This is a genomic window from Streptomyces sp. KR55 (assembly GCF_052245645.1).
Lineage (GTDB): Bacteria > Actinomycetota > Actinomycetes > Streptomycetales > Streptomycetaceae > Streptomyces > Streptomyces flavusporus.
Genome location: NZ_JBQQCE010000141.1, coordinates 1 through 21,124, shown reverse-complemented (window position 1 = coordinate 21,124; position 21,124 = coordinate 1). Strand labels below are relative to the sequence as shown.

19 protein-coding genes are annotated in these 21,124 nt (G+C 72.1%); 17 read left to right on the top strand and 2 right to left on the bottom strand.

Annotated elements, in window-relative coordinates; all coding sequences use genetic code 11:
- Nucleotides 1–169 precede the first annotated feature (169 nt).
- Nucleotides 170–511: a PadR family transcriptional regulator gene (locus ACTWQJ_RS21545; RefSeq protein WP_129800636.1), complete on the bottom strand. Its 342-nt coding sequence runs from the start codon at nt 509–511 to the stop codon at nt 170–172.
- 127 nt (nt 512–638) lie between these two features.
- Here ACTWQJ_RS21545 and ACTWQJ_RS21540 point away from each other — a divergent pair, with 127 nt between their 5' ends.
- From ACTWQJ_RS21540 to pcaB, 17 genes are all read left to right on the top strand, one after another.
- Nucleotides 639–935: a hypothetical protein gene (locus ACTWQJ_RS21540; RefSeq protein WP_443308248.1), complete on the top strand. Its 297-nt coding sequence runs from the start codon at nt 639–641 to the stop codon at nt 933–935.
- A gap of 285 nt (nt 936–1,220) precedes the next feature.
- A complete protein-coding gene (locus ACTWQJ_RS21535; protein WP_443308247.1) occupies nt 1,221–2,228 on the top strand; it encodes an ATP-binding cassette domain-containing protein in 1,008 nt (335 codons plus the stop codon).
- The gene (locus ACTWQJ_RS21530) at nt 2,225–3,082 is read left to right on the top strand and encodes an ABC transporter permease (protein ID WP_443308246.1); all 858 of its coding nucleotides are present in this window, start codon (nt 2,225–2,227) and stop codon (nt 3,080–3,082) included. The genes ACTWQJ_RS21535 and ACTWQJ_RS21530 overlap by 4 nt, the downstream gene beginning before the upstream one ends.
- Nucleotides 3,083–3,489: 407 nt before the next feature.
- A complete protein-coding gene (locus ACTWQJ_RS21525) occupies nt 3,490–4,644 on the top strand; it encodes a cytochrome P450 (protein ID WP_443308245.1) in 1,155 nt (384 codons plus the stop codon).
- Nucleotides 4,644–4,919, top strand: coding sequence for a ferredoxin (locus ACTWQJ_RS21520; RefSeq protein WP_374327999.1), 276 nt, complete (start codon nt 4,644–4,646; stop codon nt 4,917–4,919). Before ACTWQJ_RS21525 ends, ACTWQJ_RS21520 begins: the two co-directional genes overlap by 1 nt.
- A gap of 76 nt (nt 4,920–4,995) precedes the next feature.
- Entirely contained in the window at nt 4,996–6,297 is a 1,302-nt protein-coding gene (locus ACTWQJ_RS21515) for a cytochrome P450 family protein (RefSeq protein ID WP_443308244.1), read from the top strand.
- Nucleotides 6,298–6,399: 102 nt separating this feature from the next.
- The gene (locus ACTWQJ_RS21510; RefSeq protein ID WP_443308243.1) at nt 6,400–7,377 is read left to right on the top strand and encodes an L-tyrosine/L-tryptophan isonitrile synthase family protein; all 978 of its coding nucleotides are present in this window, start codon (nt 6,400–6,402) and stop codon (nt 7,375–7,377) included.
- On the top strand, nt 7,374–8,255 hold the full coding sequence (rfbA, locus tag ACTWQJ_RS21505; RefSeq protein ID WP_443308242.1) for a glucose-1-phosphate thymidylyltransferase RfbA: 882 nt from the start codon (nt 7,374–7,376) through the stop codon (nt 8,253–8,255). The genes ACTWQJ_RS21510 and rfbA overlap by 4 nt, the downstream gene beginning before the upstream one ends.
- A gap of 5 nt (nt 8,256–8,260) precedes the next feature.
- A complete protein-coding gene (locus ACTWQJ_RS21500; RefSeq protein ID WP_443308249.1) occupies nt 8,261–8,863 on the top strand; it encodes a dTDP-4-dehydrorhamnose 3,5-epimerase family protein in 603 nt (200 codons plus the stop codon).
- Nucleotides 8,854–9,873, top strand: coding sequence for an NAD-dependent epimerase/dehydratase family protein (locus ACTWQJ_RS21495; RefSeq protein ID WP_443308241.1), 1,020 nt, complete (start codon nt 8,854–8,856; stop codon nt 9,871–9,873). Before ACTWQJ_RS21500 ends, ACTWQJ_RS21495 begins: the two co-directional genes overlap by 10 nt.
- On the top strand, nt 9,870–11,261 hold the full coding sequence (locus ACTWQJ_RS21490) for an NDP-hexose 2,3-dehydratase family protein (RefSeq protein ID WP_443308240.1): 1,392 nt from the start codon (nt 9,870–9,872) through the stop codon (nt 11,259–11,261). The genes ACTWQJ_RS21495 and ACTWQJ_RS21490 overlap by 4 nt, the downstream gene beginning before the upstream one ends.
- 99 nt (nt 11,262–11,360) lie before the next feature.
- Nucleotides 11,361–12,347, top strand: coding sequence for an NADPH:quinone reductase (locus ACTWQJ_RS21485; RefSeq protein WP_443308239.1), 987 nt, complete (start codon nt 11,361–11,363; stop codon nt 12,345–12,347).
- A 74-nt stretch (nt 12,348–12,421) separates the two neighbouring features.
- Nucleotides 12,422–13,018 (top strand): SRPBCC family protein, encoded by a 597-nt coding sequence (locus tag ACTWQJ_RS21480; RefSeq protein WP_443308238.1) that lies wholly within the window; start codon nt 12,422–12,424, stop codon nt 13,016–13,018.
- Between the two features lie 79 nt (nt 13,019–13,097).
- A complete protein-coding gene (locus tag ACTWQJ_RS21475) occupies nt 13,098–14,669 on the top strand; it encodes a class I adenylate-forming enzyme family protein (RefSeq protein WP_443308237.1) in 1,572 nt (523 codons plus the stop codon).
- 8 nt (nt 14,670–14,677) lie between these two features.
- On the top strand, nt 14,678–15,877 hold the full coding sequence (locus tag ACTWQJ_RS21470) for an FAD-dependent monooxygenase (RefSeq protein ID WP_443308236.1): 1,200 nt from the start codon (nt 14,678–14,680) through the stop codon (nt 15,875–15,877).
- On the top strand, nt 15,874–17,823 hold the full coding sequence (locus tag ACTWQJ_RS21465) for an FAD/NAD(P)-binding protein (protein WP_443308235.1): 1,950 nt from the start codon (nt 15,874–15,876) through the stop codon (nt 17,821–17,823). Before ACTWQJ_RS21470 ends, ACTWQJ_RS21465 begins: the two co-directional genes overlap by 4 nt.
- Entirely contained in the window at nt 17,820–19,211 is a 1,392-nt protein-coding gene (gene pcaB / locus ACTWQJ_RS21460) for a 3-carboxy-cis,cis-muconate cycloisomerase (RefSeq protein WP_443308234.1), read from the top strand. Before ACTWQJ_RS21465 ends, pcaB begins: the two co-directional genes overlap by 4 nt.
- 54 nt (nt 19,212–19,265) lie before the next feature.
- On the opposite strand, the gene ACTWQJ_RS21455 is transcribed toward pcaB, so the two are convergent.
- Nucleotides 19,266–21,124: anthranilate synthase family protein (locus ACTWQJ_RS21455; RefSeq protein ID WP_443308233.1), on the bottom strand; the 1,859-nt coding region annotated here is incomplete at its 5' end.

Sequence of the window (21,124 nt, the reverse complement as noted above, 5' to 3'; positions counted from 1 at the left end):
GCGGCACGCTGGTACGTCAGCCCCGCCCGGGTGCGTTCCGACACCGCGTCCGTCAGGTCCTCACGCACCTCGGCCACCATGCGTGCCTTGGTGCGCGCCGGGCCGTGTAAGGCGGCGGCCAGGGTGGAGACGTAGTCCTCGATGGGGTCGGTCTGGGGGGTGACGGCGCTCATGTGGCGACTCCGGGCGGCGTGACGGGGTTCAGGACCGAGCCGATGGCGGTGGTGAACTCCTGCCACGCCGTCCGCTCGCTGGCCAGAGTCCGGCGTCCGGCCTCGGTGAGCTCGTAGCACCGCCTGCGGCGCTCGCCGGCGGACTGCCAGCTGCTGCGCAGCAGCCCGATGCGCTCGAGCCGGTTGAGCGCCGGATAGATCGTGCCCGTACGCAGTTCGAGTGCGCCTCCGCTGCGCTGCTGGACGGCGGTGATGATCGCGTAGCCGTGCAGGGGCCCGGGTTCGAGCACGGCCAGCAGCAGTCCGTCCAGGTGGCCGCGCACTGCATCCTGTCTCATAAGTCGGCAGCCTACACAACCCGGGTATTGGTGTGCTATCTATTGGCAGCCAATGCATGCCGACGACGAAAGGGTCCACCAGTGACCAAGGTGCTGTTATCCGACTCCACCGCGGGAGCGTGATCCGGTGCGTACGTTGCGGATCGCGGCCGGCGTCGAGGCGGCCTCCCTCGCCCTGCTCTTCCTGAACCTGTTCACCGTCCATCTGCAGGTGATCACCTCGCTCGTCGGGCCGGTGCACGGCTCGGCGTATCTCGTCACCATCGGCGCCGCGTGCATGGCCCCGGCCGCGGCCGGGTCGGGCGCCCGCTGGCGCGCCGCCATCCCGGGCGTCGGCGGCCTGCTCGCCCTGGCGCGGATCCGCAGCCGGACCGCGCAGGCCTCGCCGACCGCCCAAGCGGCCCCGGGCGGCTCGCATGGCTGAGCTAGTGCCCCGACAGGCAATGTTCGCCCCCTCGCGACGCCCGGCACGCTCCCCCACTGCCTTAACGGCGTGGGAGGTACCCCCACTCGCCGCACCGGCCGAAAGCCCAAGTACATCCAGTACGAGGACTTCCGGCCGGCACGCCGAGAGCACGCACCGGACGCCGCTCCTCGACGGGCAAACGTTGCCTGCCGGGGCACTTGCACCGACCGGCACGGACAGCATCCACGGTCGCCCGGACCGTACGAAAGAGACCGCATCCAGGACCCGACGGGGGAGGACCCGATGACCGCCGGCAGTTCGGCAGCCGCCATCGAGACCGAGGGGCTGGTGAAGACCTACGGGGACAAGCGGGCCGTCGACGGTATCGACCTCGTCATCCCCCAGGGCATGGTCTACGGCGTGCTCGGCCCCAACGGGGCGGGCAAGACGACCTTCGTGAAGATGCTCGCGACCCTGCTGCGGCCGGACGGCGGCCAGGCCCGCGTCTTCGGCCGGGACGTCGTCCGCGAGGCGGACGAGGTGCGCGCCCGCGTCTCCCTCACCGGCCAGTACGCCTCGCTGGACGAGGACCTGACCGGCGCCGAGAACCTGGTCCTGCTCGGCCGGCTCCTCGGCCACGGCAAGTCCGCCGCCCGTGGCCGCGCCGCGCAGATGCTGGAGGCCTTCGTCCTGACCGAGGCGGCCGACCGGCAGGTGAAGACGTACTCCGGGGGTATGCGGCGCCGGCTCGACATCGCGGCGTCCATCCTCAACACCCCCGACCTGCTCTTCCTGGACGAGCCGACCACCGGCCTGGACCCGCGCAGCCGCAACCAGGTGTGGGAGATCGTGCGGGCGATCGTCGGCCAGGGCACCACGGTGCTGCTCACCACCCAGTACCTGGACGAGGCCGACCAGCTGGCCTCGCGGATCGCGGTGATCGACAGCGGCAAGGTGATCGCCGAGGGCACCAAGGGTGAGCTCAAGGCCTCCGTGGGCGCCGGGTCGGTGCATCTGCGGCTGTGTGACGCCGCCCAACGACCGGATGCCGAGCGTGTGTTGGCGTTGTGCCTGGACGGCATGCCCGTACAGCTCGATCCCGACCCGTTCGCCCTCACGGCTCGCGTGGGCGCCGGGGCCGACGGCTCCGGAGCGGCCGAACTGGCCTCCCGCGCCCTGGCCGAGCTGGCCCGGGCCGGAATCGCCGTCGACACCTTCTCGCTGGGGCAGCCCAGCCTCGACGAGGTCTTTCTCGCCCTGACCGGCGACGGCGCCGGCAGCGGCCGTACCGTGCAGGAGGCCATGGCATGAGCACCGCGACCAAGACCGAGGACCGCGCCGACGGTCCCGCCCGGGTCTCCACCGAGTCCCTGGCCGCACTGCTGGTCGCCCCGGCCGGGAAGCGGCCGCGGGCCGGCGCCCCGGCGGCGTCGATGGCCTTCGGCTGGCGGGCCATGCTGAAGATCAAGCATGTGCCGGAGCAGCTCTTCGACGTCACCGCGATGCCGATCATGTTCGTGCTGATGTTCACGTACCTGTTCGGCGGGGCGCTGGCGGGCTCGACCGAGGAGTACATCCAGTTCCTGCTGCCCGGGATCCTGGTGATGTCGATCATCATGACGACGATGTACACGGGCATCTCGATCAACGTGGACATCGCCAAGGGCGTCTTCGACCGCTTCAAGACCCTGCCGATCTGGCGGCCCGCGCCCATGGTCGGCTATCTGCTGGGCGACATGCTCCGCTACACCGTCGCCTCGGCCGTCATCCTGACGGTGGGTCTGATCCTCGGCTTCCGGCCGGACGGCGGGCCCGTCGGGGTGCTGGCGGGGGTGGTCCTGCTGCTGGTCTTCAGCTTCGCCTTCTCCTGGGTGTGGACCATGTTCGGCCTGCTGCTGCGCACGGAGAAGTCGGTGATGGGCGTCTCGATGATGGTCATCTTCCCGCTGTCCTTCCTGAGCAACGTGTTCGTCGACCCGGAGACCATGCCGGGCTGGCTGCAGGCATTCGTCAACAACAGCCCGGTCACCCATCTGTGCGAGGCGGTACGGGGTCTGATGGCCGGCGACTGGCCGTCCGCGGACATCGCCTGGGTGCTGGGATGGGCGGGACTGTTCCTGCTGGTCTTCGGACCGGTCACGATGCGGCTCTACGCCCGCAGGTGACTTGAACGCCTACAACGCCGGTATCGCCGACAACAAGGCGGCGGGCAGCGCTTGAACGCGCTGTCCGCCGCCTTTTTTGCGGAATGCGAGCCTCGATTTCGAACGCCTTCCGCCCGATGGTTTCTGTGAGAGGATCCCCGAGCGACAGGCTGAGTGCGACGCGGTCGCAATGCCGATGACCGACGACCGGCCAGTCCTGCTCGAAGAGCTTTCGTCAGATCTTTTGGTCCTCGCTGCCGGAATTCCGCGGACCCGTGCCCGGGTCATGCGTCGAGACCGCCACCACTCGAGTGCAACGGCTCCGCAGTTTCCGCATGCGACGGACCATTCACAGAAGGGGGAATGCCGTGACCGTCACGGATACGGCCAAAGACACTTCCAGGCCTCCGCAATACCCTTTCGGTCCCGTGGTCCGGCTCGATCTGAATCCCCGTTACATGGAGCTGTGCCGGACCGAGCCGGTGTCCCGGGTCACCATGCCGTACGGCGGTGAGGCCTGGCTGATCACCGGATACCACGAGATCAAGGAGTTCCTCGCCGACCCCCGGTTCAGCTCCCGCTGGGCCACGGAACCCGACACCGCGCGGGTCACGCCCCTGCCGCTGCGCCCCGGGAACCTGCTCAGCATGGACCCGCCGGACCACGGAAAGATGCGCAAGATCGTCGCGCACGCGTTCCGGCCGCGCATCGTCTCGGACCTCACCGACCGGATGCGGGAGCTGGTCACCACGGAACTCGACGCGATGGAGGAGGCCGGCCCGCCCGGCGATCTCGTACAGCGGCTGGCGATTCCGCTCCCGGTCCGCATGATCGTGGAGTTGTTCGGCGTCCCCTACGAGGAGCGGGCGGAATTCCGCAGGTACTCCGATGTCTTCGTGGCCACCTCCGCGCACACCAGGGAGGAGGTGAACGAGGCCCGGGACGGACTCGAGCAATTCCTGCGCAAGCTGATCTCCCTACGCCGGGCCAGTCCCTCCGACGACCTGATCTCCGTCCTCATCGAGGCGCTGGACGCCGGGCAGATGACGGAGGTGGAGGCCGTCCGGACCGGAATCGGCATTCTCATGGCCGGCCACGAGACCTCGCTCAGCATGATCTCCAACGTGTCGTTCCTGCTGCTGGCCCAGCATGATCTCTACGAACAACTCCTGGCGGACCGCACCCTGTTGGATCCCGCCATCGAGGAGATGCTGCGCATCATTCCGCTGCGCTCGACGGGCAGTTTCCCGCGCCGGGCCTCCGAGGACGTCGAGATCGGCGGGGTTCTCATCCGCAAGGGCGAGACGGTCATCTTCCAGCGGGCCGCGGGCGACCGCGACGAGCGGGTTTTCGAGGACCCGGAGACCATCCGCTTCGACCGTGAGCGCAATCCGCATCTCGGTTTCGGGCACGGCATTCACTACTGCCTCGGAGCGGCCCTCGCCCGCGCCGAACTCAAGGCCGCGATCGGCGGACTGCTCGACCGATTCCCCGGCCTGCGCCTCGCGGGCTCGGTGGACGACGTCCCGTGGAAGCCCGGCCTGATCGCACGGGCCCCGGAATCCCTGCTGGTCACATGGTGATGCCGGTGCCGTCCGGCCCTGGTGAGCGAGGCGAGACCCGCACCAGAGACCGGGCCCAGTGGCTGCTCGAGGTCGACCGGTACGCCTGCGCCGGCTCCGGTCTGTGCCTCGCCACCGCGCACGGCCGGCTGCGCCTGGACGCCGGCCGGGCCCGGGCGGTGGCCGAGCTGACCGACCCGGACGCCCGCGTGATCGACGCCGCGGAGATCTGCCCCATGGAGGCGATCACGGTACGCGACGCGCGGACCGGCGAGATCATCGCGCCCCAGCAGTGACCGGGCGGTCGAGAAGAACCCGGGAATTCCCGTGATTCCCGTGCCCACCTTTCCCTCAGGAAGGAAGCGCCCTGCCATGCCGAACTCCGAACCGCTGCCCCTCTACGGCAAGGAGTACAAGACCGACCCATACCCGCTGTACCGAAAGCTCCGCGAGGAGGGCCCGGTGCACCGGGTCAACTTCCCCAGCGGCGTCAACGCATGGCTGGTCACCGGCTACGAGGCCGCGCACAGCGCGCTCAACGACGACCGTCTCGGCAAGAACCACGACCTCGGCAACAGTGCCTGGCGCGAGCGCGCCGCCATCATGCCGGAACCGCAGCACTCCCAGCTCCAGGTCCATCTGCTGCACCAGGACCCGCCGAAGCACACGGTGATGCGGAAAATGGTCACCGAGGCGTTCGCGCCCCGCCATGTCGAGCGCATGCGGCCCCGGTTCGAGGAGATCGCCACCGAACTGCTCGACGCGGCCCTCGACACCCCCGAGGCCGGGGAGATCGATGTCGTCGGCGCCTTCGCCGCGCACTTCCCCTTCCGCGTCCTCGCCGAAGTGATCGGCCTGCCCGAGGCCCTGGCGGCGCGGTTCGACCGCGACTGGGGCAAGGTCGTGCAGCCCGTCGGCCCCACCGACCCGCAGCGGCCGGTGTACGAGGGGCGTCTGCGCGGGCTGCAGGGCTATATCGCCGAGGTCACCGAGGACAAGCGCCGAAACCCCGGCGACGACCTGCTCACCAAGCTCGTCGTGGCGTGCGAGGAGGGCGCGATCAGCAAGGAGGAGCGCGACTCCGTCGTCTTCCAGCTGCTGGTCGCCGGACAGGAGCCGGTGACCAACCAGATCACCACCGCCCTCGTGGCCCTGCTGCGCCACCCCGCCGAGCTGCGCCGGCTGCAGGACGCCGTGCGGGACGGCGAGGCGGGCGAGCAGGGACTGCTGGCCCGGGCCGTGGAGGAACTCCTGCGCTACGACAGCGCCTTCGAGCTCACCACCTGGCGGTTCTTCGCCGAGAACGCCGACCTCTTCGGCACCCGTATCCCGGCCGGCGACTCGGTCATCGTGTCGCTGAGCGCCGCCAACCGCGACCCGGAACGGTTCCCCGACGCCGACACCCTCGACCTGGACCGCACACCCAACCCGCACCTGGCCTTCGGCCACGGCATCCACTTCTGCCCGGGTGCCGCCCTTGCCCGTATCGAACTCCAGATCGCCCTGCGCGCGCTGCTCACCCGGCTGCCCGGACTGCGACTCGCCGTCGCGGACCAGGACCTCGAGTGGATCGGCGCCGTCCTCGCGCGCGGCGTCAACCAACTGCCCGTCTCCTACGGCACCTCGGAGGCAGCCCCGGCCACCGGCTGCCCCGTACGGCACCGAACGAACTGAGCGTCCGGCCGCCGTCCCCCGGCCACGTACCGCAGAACTGCCATCCGACGGCATCTCTGCGTCCAGCCTTCAGTGGAAGCGAGTCGATGACCCATGTCCCAGATGTCCACCACCTTCACCCATGCCTCCGCGGCCGAACGCGTCAGCCGCGAGATCCTGGAACTGCTGCTCCCGCACCGCAGGGCCGCCGAGCCCGATCCGCACCTGGACACCGCCCAGGACTTCCCGGAGCAGCTGCGCCAGATAGGCGACTTCGTCCGGCGGGACGAACCGGTGATCTTCAGCCTGCCCGGCTTCCCCTGCAAGTCGCCCAACCCGGACAAGGTCCTCAGCCACTTACCGGACCACGGGGAGCGGCTCGCGCTGCGGTTCCTGGGCTCCCTGTGCGCGGAGATCGGCAAGGTGTACGCCCCCGGCGCGAAGATCCTGATCTGCTCCGACGGCCATATCTTCGGTGACGTCATCGGCGTCCCCGACGAGCACATCGACGCCTATGGCAGCGAGCTGCGCGCGATGATCCGCGCCGAGGGCCTCTCCTCGTATCTCGACACCTTCGACCTGAAGGACGTCTACGGGCCCGACCTGTCCTACGACGAGAAGCGCAAGGTCGCCGCCGAGACCCTCGGCCCGTCGGTCGAGGAACTCCGCGAGGAGGTGCGCAGCGACGAGTCCACCCTGCGCATGTACCGCGGCATCACCAAGTTCCTGATGGAGGACGTGGCCGAGTGGGACGGCTCCCGCTCGGCGCTCCAGCGGGACTGCCGCCGCCGGGCCTACGAGGTCATCGTCCGCAGCCGGGCCTGGGGCGAGCTGATCGCCGAGCACCACCCACGGAACGTCCGGCTGTCCATCCACCCGCAGAGCCGCGGTGAGGCCAAGTTCGGTATCCGGCTGGTCGGCGCGGCCGATGTGTGGACCACGCCGTGGCACTCCGTGGTGCTCCGGCACGCCGACGGCACCTGGCAGCTGATGCACCGCCGGGACGCCGAGCGCCTGGGCCGCGAGGTGTACGAGGACGGCCGGCCGAGCCACTTCGAGGCGACGGCTGCCGACGGGGCGGCCGAGGGGACCGGCACATGAAGGGGATCATCCTGGCCGGCGGCCACGGGACCCGGCTGTATCCGATCACGCTGGGCGTCTCGAAACAGATGCTGCCGGTCTACGACAAGCCCATGATCTACTATCCGCTGTCCGTGCTGATGCTGGCCGGCATCACCGAGATCCAGATCATCGCCGCCCCGCAGGACGTCCCCGGCTTCCAGCGGCTGCTCGGCGACGGCTCCCGGCTCGGACTGCGGCTCACCTACGCCGAACAGGACAAACCCCGGGGCATCGCCGACGCCTTCGTCGTCGGCGCCGAGCACATCGGCGACGACTCCGTCGCGCTGGTCCTCGGCGACAACCTCTTCCACGGGCCGGGCTTCGGCGAGATCCTGCGCACCAGCGCGCGGGACATCGACGGCTGCGTCCTGTTCGGCTACCCGGTCGGCGACCCCGAACGGTACGGGGTCGGCGAGGTGGACGCCTCCGGCCGTCTCCTGCGCCTGGAGGAGAAGCCCGAGGCACCGCGCTCCAACCTGGCCGTCACCGGGCTGTACTTCTACGACAACGACGTCGTCGACATCGCCCGCGGGCTGCGCCCCTCCGACCGCGGCGAACTCGAGATCACCGACGTCAACCGGGCCTATCTGGAGCGCGGGAAGGCCGAGTTCGTCCAGCTGGGCCGGGGCTTCGTCTGGCTCGACACGGGCACCCACGACGCGCTCACCGAGGCCGGCCAGTACGTGCAGATCCTCTCCCGCAGACAGGGCGTGCGCATCGGCTGCATCGAGGAGATCGCCTGGCGCATGGGCTACATCGACGCCGACACCTCCCACCGGCTCGGACTGGCCCTGTCCCACTCGCCGTACGGCCAGTACCTGCTGGAGATCACCACTGCCAAGGAGAAGAGCGAGTGAGCGTCATGCAGGTGCGCACGCCGGCCATCGAAGGCGTCCGCGAGTTCACACCCCAGGTCTTCGGGGACGACCGGGGATCCTTCGCGTCGCCGTACCAGGAGGCCACGTTCTCCGCGGCCCTGGGCCGGCCGCTGTTCCCGGTCAAGGACATCAGCCACAACGTGTCCGCCCGCGGGGTGCTCCGCGGCATCCACTACACCGCCACCCCGCCCGGCCGGGCCAAGTACGTCTACTGCCCGTACGGACGGGTGCTGGACTTCCTCGTCGACCTCAGGGTGGGGTCGCCCACCTTCGGCCGGTGGGAGGCCACCGAGCTCAGCGGCGCGGACTGCCGTGCCCTGTACATCCCGGTCGGCGTCGGCCACGCCTTCCTGTCCCAGCAGGACGACTCGATCGTCGTGTACGTGATGTCGGAGGGGTACGTCGCCGAGCACGAGCTGGCGGTGTCCCCGCTGGATGCGGCGCTCGGTCTGCCGCTGCCCGACGCACACGAGCTGCGGCTGTCCGCCCGCGACAGCAGCGCCCCCACGCTCACCGAGGCGCGGGAGAAGGGCCTGCTGCCCGCCTACGACACCTGCCGTGAAGTGGAGGCCGCGCTGTGGCCGTGACCCCCACCATCGCCCTGCTCGGCGCCACCGGCTTCGTCGGCTCGGCCGTCCTGCGGGAACTCGCCGCCCGCCCGGTCCGGATCCGGGCGGTCTCCCGGCGCCCCGCGGCCGTCCCGCCCGGGGCCCGCGCCGACGTCGAGGTACGGGCCGCCGACCTCACCGAGCCGGGCGAGACGGCCGCCGCCGTGGCGGACGCCGACGCGGTCGTCCTCGCCACGCTGTACAGCTCGGCCACCGCCACCTGGCGGATCGAGGACGGCGACACGGCCGCCGAGCGGGTCAACGTGGGCCTCGTCCGCGACCTCGTCGACACCCTCGCCGACCGCCCTGCCGGACCCCGCACGAAGGTCGTGTTCACCGGCGCCGCGTCCCAGGTCGGCCCGACCGGCAAGGCGGTGCTCGACGGCACCGAACCGGACCGCCCGAAGGGCCCGTACGACCGTCAGAAGCTGGCCGCCGAGCGGCTGCTGCTCGACGCCGACGCCCGCGGTGTGCTGTACGGGACGTCACTGCGGCTGCCCACCGTGTTCGGGCCCGGCGCCGGGCCCACGGCCCGTGACCGCGGCGTCGTCTCGGCGATGGCCCGCCGCGCGCTGGCGGGGGAGCCACTGACGATGTGGCACGACGGGACGGTCCGCCGCGATCTGCTGTACATCGACGACCTGGCCCGCGCCGTGGTCGCCGGCCTGGACCACGCCGAGGCGCTGGCCGGGCGCCACTGGCTGCTCGGCACCGGCGAGGGCCGGCCCCTCGGACCCGTCTTCGAGCAGGTCGCCGACCTCGTCGCGGAACGCACCGGGCGGCCGCGCGTACCGGTGCTGTCGGTGCCGCCGCCCGAGCACGCCGAGGCCGGGGACTTCAGCAGCATCACCATCGACGCCTCCGCGTTCCGGTCCGTCACCGGCTGGGAGCCGCGCACCGAGCTCGGCGAGGCACTGCGGCGGACGGTGCACCATCTCGCGGACCAGACGGATCCGGCCGCAGAGGCGGTCGGGGGAGGCCGGGCATGAGCACCGCCGCGCTGCTGCGTCCCCGGGTCGCGGCGGACCTGCCCGCGCGGCTGGCCCGGTCCGCCGCCGTCACCGGGGCGGGCCGGCACCTGCGTACGGAGGACGTCACCGGCTGGCTCGCCGAGCGGGCCCGCGCCCACCGCTTCACCGTCCGCCGGGTGCCGCTGGACCGGCTCGAGCAGTGGTCCTTCGCCCCTGGCACCGGTGACCTCGTGCACCGCAGCGGCCGGTTCTTCGCCGTGCGCGGCCTGTCCGCACGGGTCGACGAGGGACCGTACGGCAGCTGGCAGCAGCCCGTCATCCACCAGCCGGAGGTCGGCATCCTCGGCATCCTCGCCAAGGAGTTCGACGGCGTCCTGCACTTCCTGATGCAGGCGAAGATGGAGCCCGGGAACCCCAACCTGATCCAGCTCTCGCCGACCGTGCAGGCCACCCGCAGCAACTACCAGCGGGTGCACGCCGGTTCGGGGGTGAAGTACCTGGAGCACTTCACGGGCGCCCCGCCCCACCTGGTGCTCGCCGACTCGCTCCAGTCGGAGCACGGTGCCTGGTTCTACCGCAAGGCCAACCGGAACATGCTGGTCGAAGCCGCCGACACCGAGGTGCCGTGCGGCCCCGACCACATCTGGCTGACCCTCGGCCAGCTCGGCGAGCTGCTGCGGCTGGACAACCTCGTCAACATGGACGCCCGTACCGTCCTGGGCTGTCTGCCGCTGCCGGAGACCGAGGCGGGCGCCCTGCACTCCGACCTCGAACTGCTCTCCTGGTTCACCGCCGAACGCGCCCGGCACGACGTCGACGTCCGGCTCATGCCGCTCGCCGACGTCGAGGGCTGGACCCGGGACGCGGACGGCATCCGCCGCCCCGACGGCCGCTTCTTCAAGGTCACCGGTGTCGCCGTCGAGGCCGGGAACCGCGAGGTCACCGGCTGGTCCCAGCCCCTGATCGAGCCCTGCGGCACGGGCGTGGCGGCCTTTCTGTTCCGGCGCCTGGGCGGCGTACCGCATCTGCTCGTGCACGCGCGCGTGGAGGCGGGATACCTGAACCGGGTCGAACTGGCCCCGACCGTGCAGTGCGCCCCACACGACTGGGAGCCGGTCCCCGCCGCGGACCGGCCGCCGTTCCTGACGGCGGTCCTGCGGGCCGCGGAGCAGGGCGGCGCACTCTACTCGGCCGTGCACTCCGAGGAGGGCGGCCGGTTCCTGGACGCCTGCGTGCGGTACCTGTTCGTCGCGGCCGACGAGGACACCGCGCCGTCCGAGCCACCGCCCGGCTACGCCTGGGCGACGGTCGGACAGCTCAACTCCCTCGCCGCCCATGGCCATTACCTCAATGTCCAGGCCCGCACCCTGCTGGCCTGCGTCAACTCCGGCGCCGTACGCCTGTGAGAGGGGTGGCCGCCGATCGGGTGGTCGCCCTGCGTACGGGTGACAAAGTGGCACCGCGCTCACGGCGCCACGGAAGCACGCGATGACACCATGCGGCCCATGAAGGCTGCCTACATCGAGCGACTCGGCCCGGCGGACGCCATTCGCGTCGGCGACCTCCCCCCGCCCCGAGGAGGGCCGACGGACGTGCTGGTCGACGTCCTCGCCACGCCGGTCAATCCGGTCGACACGTTCGTCCGCTCCGGAGCCTGGCGGACCCCGGTGACCTTCCCGTTCGTCATCGGCCGTGACCTGGTCGGCACGGTCGCCGCCGCCGGCGCGGGCGTGGCCGGCTTCGCGGTCGGGGACACCGTGTGGTGCAACAGCCTCGGCCACGCCGGACGGCAGGGCGCGGCGGCTCAGCAGGCGCTGGTGCCGGTCGACCGCCTCTACCGTCTGCCGGACGCGGTGCCCCCGACGGACGCGGCAGCCGTGCTGCATCCGGCGGCCACGGCCCACCTCGCGCTGTTCACCCACGGCGGGCTCCGCGCCGGCGAGACCGTCCTCGTCGCGGGAGCCGCCGGAAACGTGGGCAGCGCCGCGGTCGTGCTCGCCGCCGAGGCCGGCGCCCAGGTGATCGCGACCGCCAGTGCTGGTGACGCGGAGTACTGCCGGACGCTCGGGGCCCGGGCCTGCGCGGACTACCGCGACCCGGAACTCCCGCAGCGGCTACGGGACCTGGCGCCGTACGGCATCGATCTCGTCGTCGATGCCGCCGGCTGGAACGATCTGCCGGCCGCGGTCGACCTCCTCGCCTTCCGCGGCCGGATCGTGGTGCTCGCCGGTCTGCGCGCACGCCCCGTCCTCCCGGTCGGGCCGCTGTACCTCACGGACGCCACGGTCACCGGCTTCGCCATCTCGCACGCCACGACCGCCGAACTCGCCGACGCCGCGCGCTCCGTGAACCGGCTGCTGGCACGGGGGAGTCTGCGCGCCCGGGCGATCGAGGAGGCGCCGCTGAGCGCGGCCGCCGAGGCCCACGCCCGGCTGGAGCGGGGCGAACTGCGCGGCCGGCGTCTCGTGCTGCGTCCGGACCTCGACTCCTGAACGCACAAGGCGACTTGACGGACCCGGTCGGCGCGCGTTGACCGGGTTCCGTGCCACTGGCGAGGCTTCCGGCCATGACGGATACCGAACTCGAGAACTTCAAGAACTTCAAGGACTTCAAGAACTTCGAGAACTTCGAGAACCTCGAGAACACCGCGCTCTTTCAGGTCAGCGCCGAAACCCACGTGCATGCGTCCGCGGACGAGGTGTACGCCACGATCAGCGACCTGCCGCGGAGCGGGGAGTGGAGCGTCGAGTGCACCGGCGGCCAGTGGGTCCAGGGAATCCCCGGAACGGTGGGCGCGGTCTTCCGGGGCGAGAACCACCGCCGCGCCGACGTGGTCGCCTGGGCGCCCGTCGTCCGCGGCGCATGGACCACCGACTCCGAGGTCGTCGCCGCCGAGCCGGGCCGCAGCTTCCGCTGGGCGATCCGGGACAGTTCCGGACGACGGCAGGAGAGCGTCTGGTCGTTCGACCTCAAGGCCGCGGACGACGGCTGTGTCCTGGTGCACAGCTTCTGGATGGGCGCGCCCACGGAGGGCATCCGCGGCATCACCGCGGACCTGGACGCGCACGAGAAGCAGCGGTTCTTCAGCGACTGGACGGCCAAGCTCACGGCCGACCTCGCAGCGACCGTGCACCGCATCAAGCAGGTCGTCGAGCGGACCTGACCCCGCTCCGCACGTACTGAGCGCATGACCTCCCGAACCGACCCCTGACTCTCCGCAGCGACCGGCGGAAGGCGGACAGATGCTGCTGCAGCGCATAGGAAACCGTGGAATCCGGCTGGGGACGCTCTTCGAGCGCGCGGCGTCCCGGCACCCCGCGAACGTGCTCATCCTCGACCACGACCTGGACCTGGCCCCGGACCTCGGCCGCCGGGCGACCGTGCCTGAGCTGGCGGACCTGGTGGCGGACGTGGCCTCGCGGCTCTGGGCGGCGAAGATCCGCCCCGGCGAACGCGTCGTCGTCCACAAGTCCGACACCTTCGACATCCCCCTGCTGGCCTGCGCGATCAGCCGGATCGGCGCGGTGCCGGTGCTGCTCTCGCCCCATCTCGACGGCGACACCGCGGCCGAACTGGTACGGCGTGCCGACCGCCCCCATCTCGTCACCGACCGGGCCAAGCTCGACGACGAGCTGCCCGCGGAGGTCTTCGACCTCGCCGAGAGCGTCCTGCTCACCTCCGGCACCCATGCCCGCGCCGTCGAGCTGGAGGACTTCGCCGGCGTCCGGCGCGTCACCCCGGTGACCATGCCCGCCGACCACCCGACACTGATCACGCATACCTCCGGGACCACCGGGGTGCCCAAGCTCGCGGTGCACACGGGCCGCACCCTGCAGGCCCGCTACCGCCCGCAGCGACTGGCGATCACCCCCGTCATCCGCAAACGGGAAACCGTCGCCATGCATGTGTCGTTCGTGCACTCCCGGCTGTTCACCGCCCTGGCCATCTCCCTGTTGAACGGCCTCCCGATCGTGGTGCTGGCCGACGAGGACCCGGACCGCGCCGCCGACCTGTTCGCCCGCGTCCGCCCCGGCATCCTCGAGGCGCACCCCAACTCGTATCTGCGCTGGGAGAAGCTGGCCGACGACCACCGCGCACCGCTGGCCAACGTCAAGCTGTTCAGCAGTACGTTCGACGCCATCCACCCGCGCACCGTGCACCGGCTGCTGCGCGCCTCACGCCGCCGGACACCCCTGTTCGGACAGCTCTACGGACAGAGCGAGGTGGGCCCGACGGTGGTGCGGGCCTTCACCCGGCGGCACGCCCCCGACGCCGACGGGCGCTGCGTCGGTATGCCCTTCCCCGGTATGACCGACGTCCGCGTGGTCAGCCGCGACGGCCGGCCGCCCTCGGAGGAGAACCCGGGCTACATCGAGGTGCGCAGCGACGGCCGGATCACCACCTACCTGGGCGAGGAGGAACGGTACGCCCGGCAGCTCGACGACGGCTGGTGGCGGATGGGCGACGTCGGCTTCAGGTCGAAGTGGGGGTGCCTGCACCTGCTCGACCGCGAGGTCGACCTGATCCCCGGGTTCGGCAGCACGCTCGCCGCCGAGGACACCCTCTTCGCCAAGCTGGACGAACTCGCCGAAGTGATCGTCATCCCCGGCGCGGACGGCACCGCCGTACCCGTGGTGTGCACCAAGGACGACAGCCCCCTGAACCGGGAGGCGTGGCGGCGGGCGACGGCCGGGCTGCCCGCGATGGCGGACCCGGTGCAGTGGCGGCTGGCGGACCTGCCGCAGACCGCGACCACGAAGATCAAGCGGCTTCAGCTGGCGCAGCTGCTGGCAGCCGCCGGCCAGGGCAAGTAGGGGGCGGCATGGCGAGGATGGTCGTCGTAGGGGGCGGCATCGGCGGGCTGGCGGCGGCCGTCGCCGTCGCCCGGCGCGGACACCGGGCGGTCGTACTGGAACGGGCCGCGGAGTTCGCCGAGATCGGCGCGGGCATCCAGCTGGCGCCCAACGGGCTGCACGCCCTGGACCGCCTGGGCCTCGGCGACGCCGTGCGCGCGCTGGCGGTGCACATCGACGAACTGCGGTTCATGGACGGCGTGACCGGCGAGCACGTGGCGAGCATGCCGCTCACCGGCGGCTACCGGCGCCGGTTCGGCAATCCGTACGTCGTGGTCCACCGCGGCGAGCTGTACCGGCTGCTCCTGGACGCCTGCCGCCGCTCACCGGCGATCGAGCTGCGCGCCGGCAGCCGCGCCACCGGATACCGGCAGGACGGCTCCGGCGCCACGGTGCTGCTGGACGGCGGCGGACGGGTCACCGGTGACGCGGTGATCGGCGCCGACGGCATCCACTCGGCGATCCGGCGCCAACTCGTCGGCGACGACGCGCCGCGTGTCTCCGGCATCACCGTCTACCGCACGGTGATCCCGATGGAGCGGGTCCCCGAGGAGCTGCGCTGGAACGCGGTGACCTGGTGGGCCGGACCGGGCTGCCACTTCGTGCACTACGCCATCGGCGGCGGCCGGTATCTCAACCTCGCCCCCAGCGTGGAGAACGGTGCCACCGAGGCGTTCGCCTCCGTCCCCGTCCAACAGGCCCAGGTGCTCGGCGAGTTGGCCGCACTCGGCGGAACGGCACAGCGGCTCCTCGCCCTGGGCGAGCACTGGAAGTCATGGGTGCTGGTCGACCGGGACCCGGTGGACCACTGGACCGACGGCCGGGTGACCCTGCTCGGCGACGCGGCCCACCCCATGCTGCATTACGCCGCCCAGGGCGCCTGCCAGGCCCTGGAGGACGCCGTGGTGCTGGCCGGTCTGCTGGACGACGGGGCGGACACGATCCCCGACCGGTTCGAGAAGTACAACGCCGAACGACGCGACCGCACCGCCCGGATCACCCACGCCGCCCGGGCCAGCACCCGGCTGTGGCACCCGGCCGGTGCCGAGGCGAAAGCGAGGAACGAGATGCTGTCGGCCCTGTCCGGACCGGCTCTGCACGACCACGTGGCCTGGATGCACGGAGCACGGGGAGCACGGGAGTTCGGAGCCGACGGAGCCCGGCGATGAGCGGCGACCGCCTTCGGGTGTGCATCGTCGGCGCCGGCCCGCGCGGCCTGTGCGTCCTGGAACGGCTGTGCGCGGGCGAACGTACGGCCCGGTCCCACCGCTCCGTCACCGTGCACGTCGTCGACCCCGCCGCCCCGGGCGCCGGTGCCGTCTGGCGCACCGACCAGTCCCGGCAGCTGCTCACCAACACCGTGGCCTGCCAGATCACCGTGTTCACCGACGCCGAGAGCCGCATCGAGGGACCGGTCGAGCCGGGGCCGAGCCTGTACGAGTGGGCGGACAGCCTGGCCCGCTTCGGGGAACTCGGCGGCTACGACGAGGCCGTCCTCGCCGAGGCCCGGACCCTGGGGCCGGACTCCTATCCCACCCGCGCCTTCTACGGGCAGTACCTGCGGGACTGCTTCCGCCAGATCGTCGCCCGCGCCCCGGAGCACGTCACCGTCGAGGTGCACCGCTCACGCGCCGTCGCGATGGCGGACACCCACGGCACGCCCGGCGGTCCGCAGGGCGTCCGGCTGGCGGACGGCACCAGGATCCACGAACTGGACGCCGTGGTGCTGGCCCTGGGGCACCTCCCCGCCCAGCCGACTCCCCGTCAGGAACGGACGGCCAGCCTGGCCCGCATCCACCACCTCACCTACGTACCGCCGGCCAACCCGGCCGACGTGGACACCTCCTTCGCCGAAGCCGGCGAGCCGGTGCTGCTGCGCGGCCTCGGCCTGAACTTCTTCGACCACATGACGCTGTTCACCACCGGCCGCGGCGGCGTCTTCGACCGCATCGGCGACCGCCTGGTCTACCGCCCGTCCGGCCGCGAGCCACGGCTCTACGCCAGCTCGCGCCGCGGAGTGCCGTATCACGCGCGCGGCGAGAACGAGAAGGGCGCGTTCGGCAGGCACACCCCGCGGCTGCTCACCCCGGAGGTCATCGCCGCCCTGCGCGGGCGCGCCCGAGGCGGCGAGCGGGTGCGCTTCCTGTCCGACGTATGGCCGCTGATCGCCGCGGAGGTGGAAGGCGTCTACTACGGCACCCTGCTCGCCGCCCGCAACGCCGCGTCCGAGCCGTTCGTACGCCGCTACCTCACCGCCTCGCCCCGACAGCGCCCTGCCCTCCTGGACGAGCACGGCATCGGCCCGGCCGACCGCTGGGACTGGGACCGGCTCGCCCGGCCCTGCCACGGACGCACCTTCGCCGGCCGGGCGGAGTTCCGCGGCTGGCTGCTGGAGTACCTGGCCCGGGACGTGCGGGAGGCGAAGGCGGGCAACGTCAGCGGTCCGCTCAAAGCGGCGCTGGACGTCCTGCGCGACCTGCGCAACGAAGTACGCCTGGTGGTCGACCACTCAGGACTCGAAGGCGGCTCGCACCTCGACGAACTGGAGGGCTGGTACACCCCGCTCAACGCGTTCCTGTCCATCGGACCGCCGGTCTCCCGCATCGAGGAGATGATCGCGCTGATCGAGGCGGGCATCCTCGAACTCACCGGCCCCGGCACCCAGATCCACGTCGACACCGAACGCCCCGCCTTCGTCGCCCGGTCGACCCTCGTGCCCGGGCCCCCGGTGCGCTCCGCGCATCTCATCGAGGCCCGCCTGCCCCCGCCCGACCTGCGCCGCACCGCCGATCCGCTGCTGCGCCACCTGCTCCTCACCGAGCAGTGCCGGACCCATCGCATCGAAGGGGACTGCGGCGTCAGCCACGAGACCGGCGGTCTCGCCGTCACCGAGCGGCCCTGCCGGATCGTCGACGGGCAGGGACGCCCCCACCCGCGCCGGTTCGCCTACGGTGTCCCGACCGAGTCGGTGCACTGGGTGACCGCGGCCGGCGTCCGCCCCGGCGTGGACTCCGTGACGCTGGCCGACGCGGACGCCATCGCCCGTGCGGTGCTGACCCTGTCGCCGGCCCGGCCGGCCCCCGGCGGTACCCAGCGCACGGGGGTGGTCGTATGAGCGACACCCTCATCGACGCGGGGCTGCTGTCGCCGGTGCGCGCGGGCACCCCCGTCGAGGCGGCCGTGTGCGACATGGCCTGGCTGCAGGCCATGCTGGACGCCGAGGCCGCGCTGGCCCGGGCCCAGGCCCGGCTCGGCACGGTCCCACCGGAGGCGGCCGAGGCGATCACCCGCGCCGCCCGCGCCGACCGGCTCGACCTGCGGGCCCTCGCGGTCGCGGCCCGGGAGACCGCCAACCCCGTGGTGGGCCTGGTGGCGGCGCTCACCGCGGCGGTACGGTCGCAGTCCCCGGCCGCGGCGGAGTACGTGCACCGCGGCTCCACCAGCCAGGACGTCTTCGACACCGGCGCCATGCTGATCGCGCGGCGCGCCCTGGGGATCGTCCGGTCGGACCTGGACACCACCGCCGGCGCACTGGCCCGCCTGGCGGCCGAGCACCGGGACACCCCGATGGCGGGCCGGACACTGGCCCTGCACGCAGTACCGACCACCTTCGGTCTGAAGGCCGCAGGCTGGCGGGAACTCGTTCTGGCCGCCGCCCACCGACTCCGCACGGTGGCCGGTCAGCTGCCCGTGTCCCTCGGGGGAGCGGCGGGCACCCTGGCCGGCTATCTCGCCTCGACCGCACTCACCGGGCCCGACCTCGACGCCTACCCGGAGCGGCTCATCACCGCGTTCGCCGAGGAGACCGGGCTGGCCCGGCCGGTGCTGCCGTGGCATGCCGTGCGTATCCCGATGGCCGACCTCGCCGCGGCGCTGGCGTTCACGGCAGGGGCGCTGGGGAAGATCGCGGTGGATGTGCAGTCGCTGGTGCGTACCGAGATCGGTGAGGTCGCCGAACCCGCAGGGCCCGGCCGGGGCAGGTCGTCGGCGATGCCGCACAAGCGCAACCCGGTCCTGGCCACGCTGGTGCGCAGCGCGGCGATCCAGGTACCGCCGATCGCCGCCGGGCTCACCCAGTGCCTGGTGTCCGAGGACGAGCGGTCGGCGGGCGGCTGGCACGCGGAGTGGCAGCTGCTGCGCGAATGCCTCCGCCTGGCCGGCGGCGCCGCCCACACCGCCGTACAACTCGCCGAAGGCCTAGAGGTGCGGCCCGAACGGATGCGGGAGAACCTGCAGCTGACCGGCTCCCGGGTCGTCGCCGAGCGGGTCGCCGCCGTCCTCGCACCCCGCCTGGGAGGCGCAGCCGCCAGGAAGCTGCTCGACGAAGCGTCGCGGATGGCCGAGGAGAGCGGGAGAACCCTTGCGGAGGTCCTTGCAACGGTGCCGGAACTCGGCCTCGATACAGCCGAGTTGGCCGCCCTGTGCGATCCCGTCGGTTACACCGGCGCTGCCGGACCGCTCGTCGACCGTGCGCTGGGCGACCGTATCCGACAGGCACACTGAGGCGGCTGTGCGGTGGGCCGGAACCCGCCGCACAGCCGCCCCTGTCTGTCCCGCTCAGACCAGGTTGCCCAGCAGCTCCGCGAGGATCCGCACGCCGTCCCGCGTCAGCACCGACTCGGCATGGAACTGCACGGACGCGAAGTGCGGCCCGCGCAGCGCGTGCACCTCGCCGGTCTCCCGGTCCCGGCTCACCTCCACCGTGCCCACGCCCTCGCACTCGACCTTGTCCTCGGCCGCCCGCGCGGCGAACGTGTTGTAGAAGCCGACGCTCTCCCGCGCCCCGAACAGGTCGATCTCCCGTCGTGTTCCCTGGTTGGGCACGTCCCTGCGGACCAGCTCGAACCCCAGCCGGGTGCACAGCACCTGGTGACTGAAGCACACGGCGAGGAACGGCCGGTGCCCGGCCAGCAGCGCGTCGACCACCGTACGCAGCCGCGCGACCTTCGGATGCCCGGCGTCCCGGGGGTCGCCGGGGCCGGGGCCGAGCACCACGAGGTCGTGGTCGCCGAGGGCGTACCTCTCGTCGTACCGACGTACCGTCACCGACAGCCCGAGCGAGCGGAGTTGGTGGTCCAGCATCGCCGTGAACGTGTCCTCGGCGTCGACGACCAGCACGCTCGCCCCGGCCGGCGCCGGCATCCGGGGTGGTGGTGTGCCGCAGTCGGCGAGCCAGAAGTCGGCCACGGAGGTGTTGCGTTCGGCCAGTGCCGTGCGCACGCTCGGATGGTCGGCGAAGCGGCCCGGCCGCCCGCCGTCCAGCGCCGCGAGCAGCCCGGCGGCCTTCGCCCTGGTCTCCGCGGCCTCGGACACCGGGTCCGAGTGCCGTACGAGGGTGGCTCCGACGCCGATCTCCAGCCGGCCCGCGCTGTCGATCTCCGCGGTGCGGATGAGGATCGCGGAGTCCAGCGTGCGCCCGCCCTCGGCGTCCCGGCCGATCAGCGCGGCGACACCGCTGTAGTAGCCGCGGCCCTCGGGCTCGTACCGCTCGATCACCCGGCAGGCACTCTCCAGCGGGCTCCCGGTGACCGTGGGGGCGAGCAGCGTCTCGCGCAGGATCTCCCGCGGGTCACGGGTGCTGCGCCCCTCGATGAGGTACTCGGTGTGCGCCAGCCGGGCCATCTCCTTGAGGTACGGCCCCACCACCCGGCCCCCGTCCTCGCAGACGCGGGCCATCATCTTCAGCTCCTCGTCCAGGACCATGTACAGCTCGTCGGTCTCCTTGCGGTCGGCGAGGAAGTCCAGCAGTTCCGACAGCCGCGGCCCGGAGGGCGGATAGCGGTACGTCCCGCTGATCGGGTTCATCACCGCCGTACCGCCGGACAGGCTCACATGCCGCTCCGGCGAGGCGCCGACGAAGGTACGGGTGCCGGTGTGCACCAGATACGTCCAGTACGCGCCGGACTCGGTCTGCAGCAGGTTGCGGAAGAACGACAGCGCGCTGCCCGGACTGTAGTCACCGATCCGGGCCCGGTACGAGCGCCGGATGACGAAGTTGGCGCCCTCGCCCATGCCGATCTCCCGCTCGATCACCTGGCGCACAGTGGCGGCGTACGTCTCGTCGTCGGGCGTGAAATGCCCGTCCAGCAACGGCGTCGGCGCCCGGTCCAGGCGTGCCGGCGCCTCAGCCGCCGGCACCGTGTCCTGGTCGGTCACCTGCAGGGTGAGCAGCGGGGCGCCGTCGTCGACCGCGGCGAAACCGCGCTCGCGGACCTGCCGGTACGGCACGAGCGCCAGGACGTCATGACGGGCCGGGCCGGTGGCGGACGGCTCCGGCAGCGGAATCGCGTCGAGCGTCGGCCAGGTGCGCACCTCGCCGACGAGCACGTCCAGGCGTCCGCCGCCGGCCGCGGTGGACCGGTGGAGCAGCGCGAAGGGCGGGGGTTGCGCCACCAGCACCCTGCCGAGCAGATCGG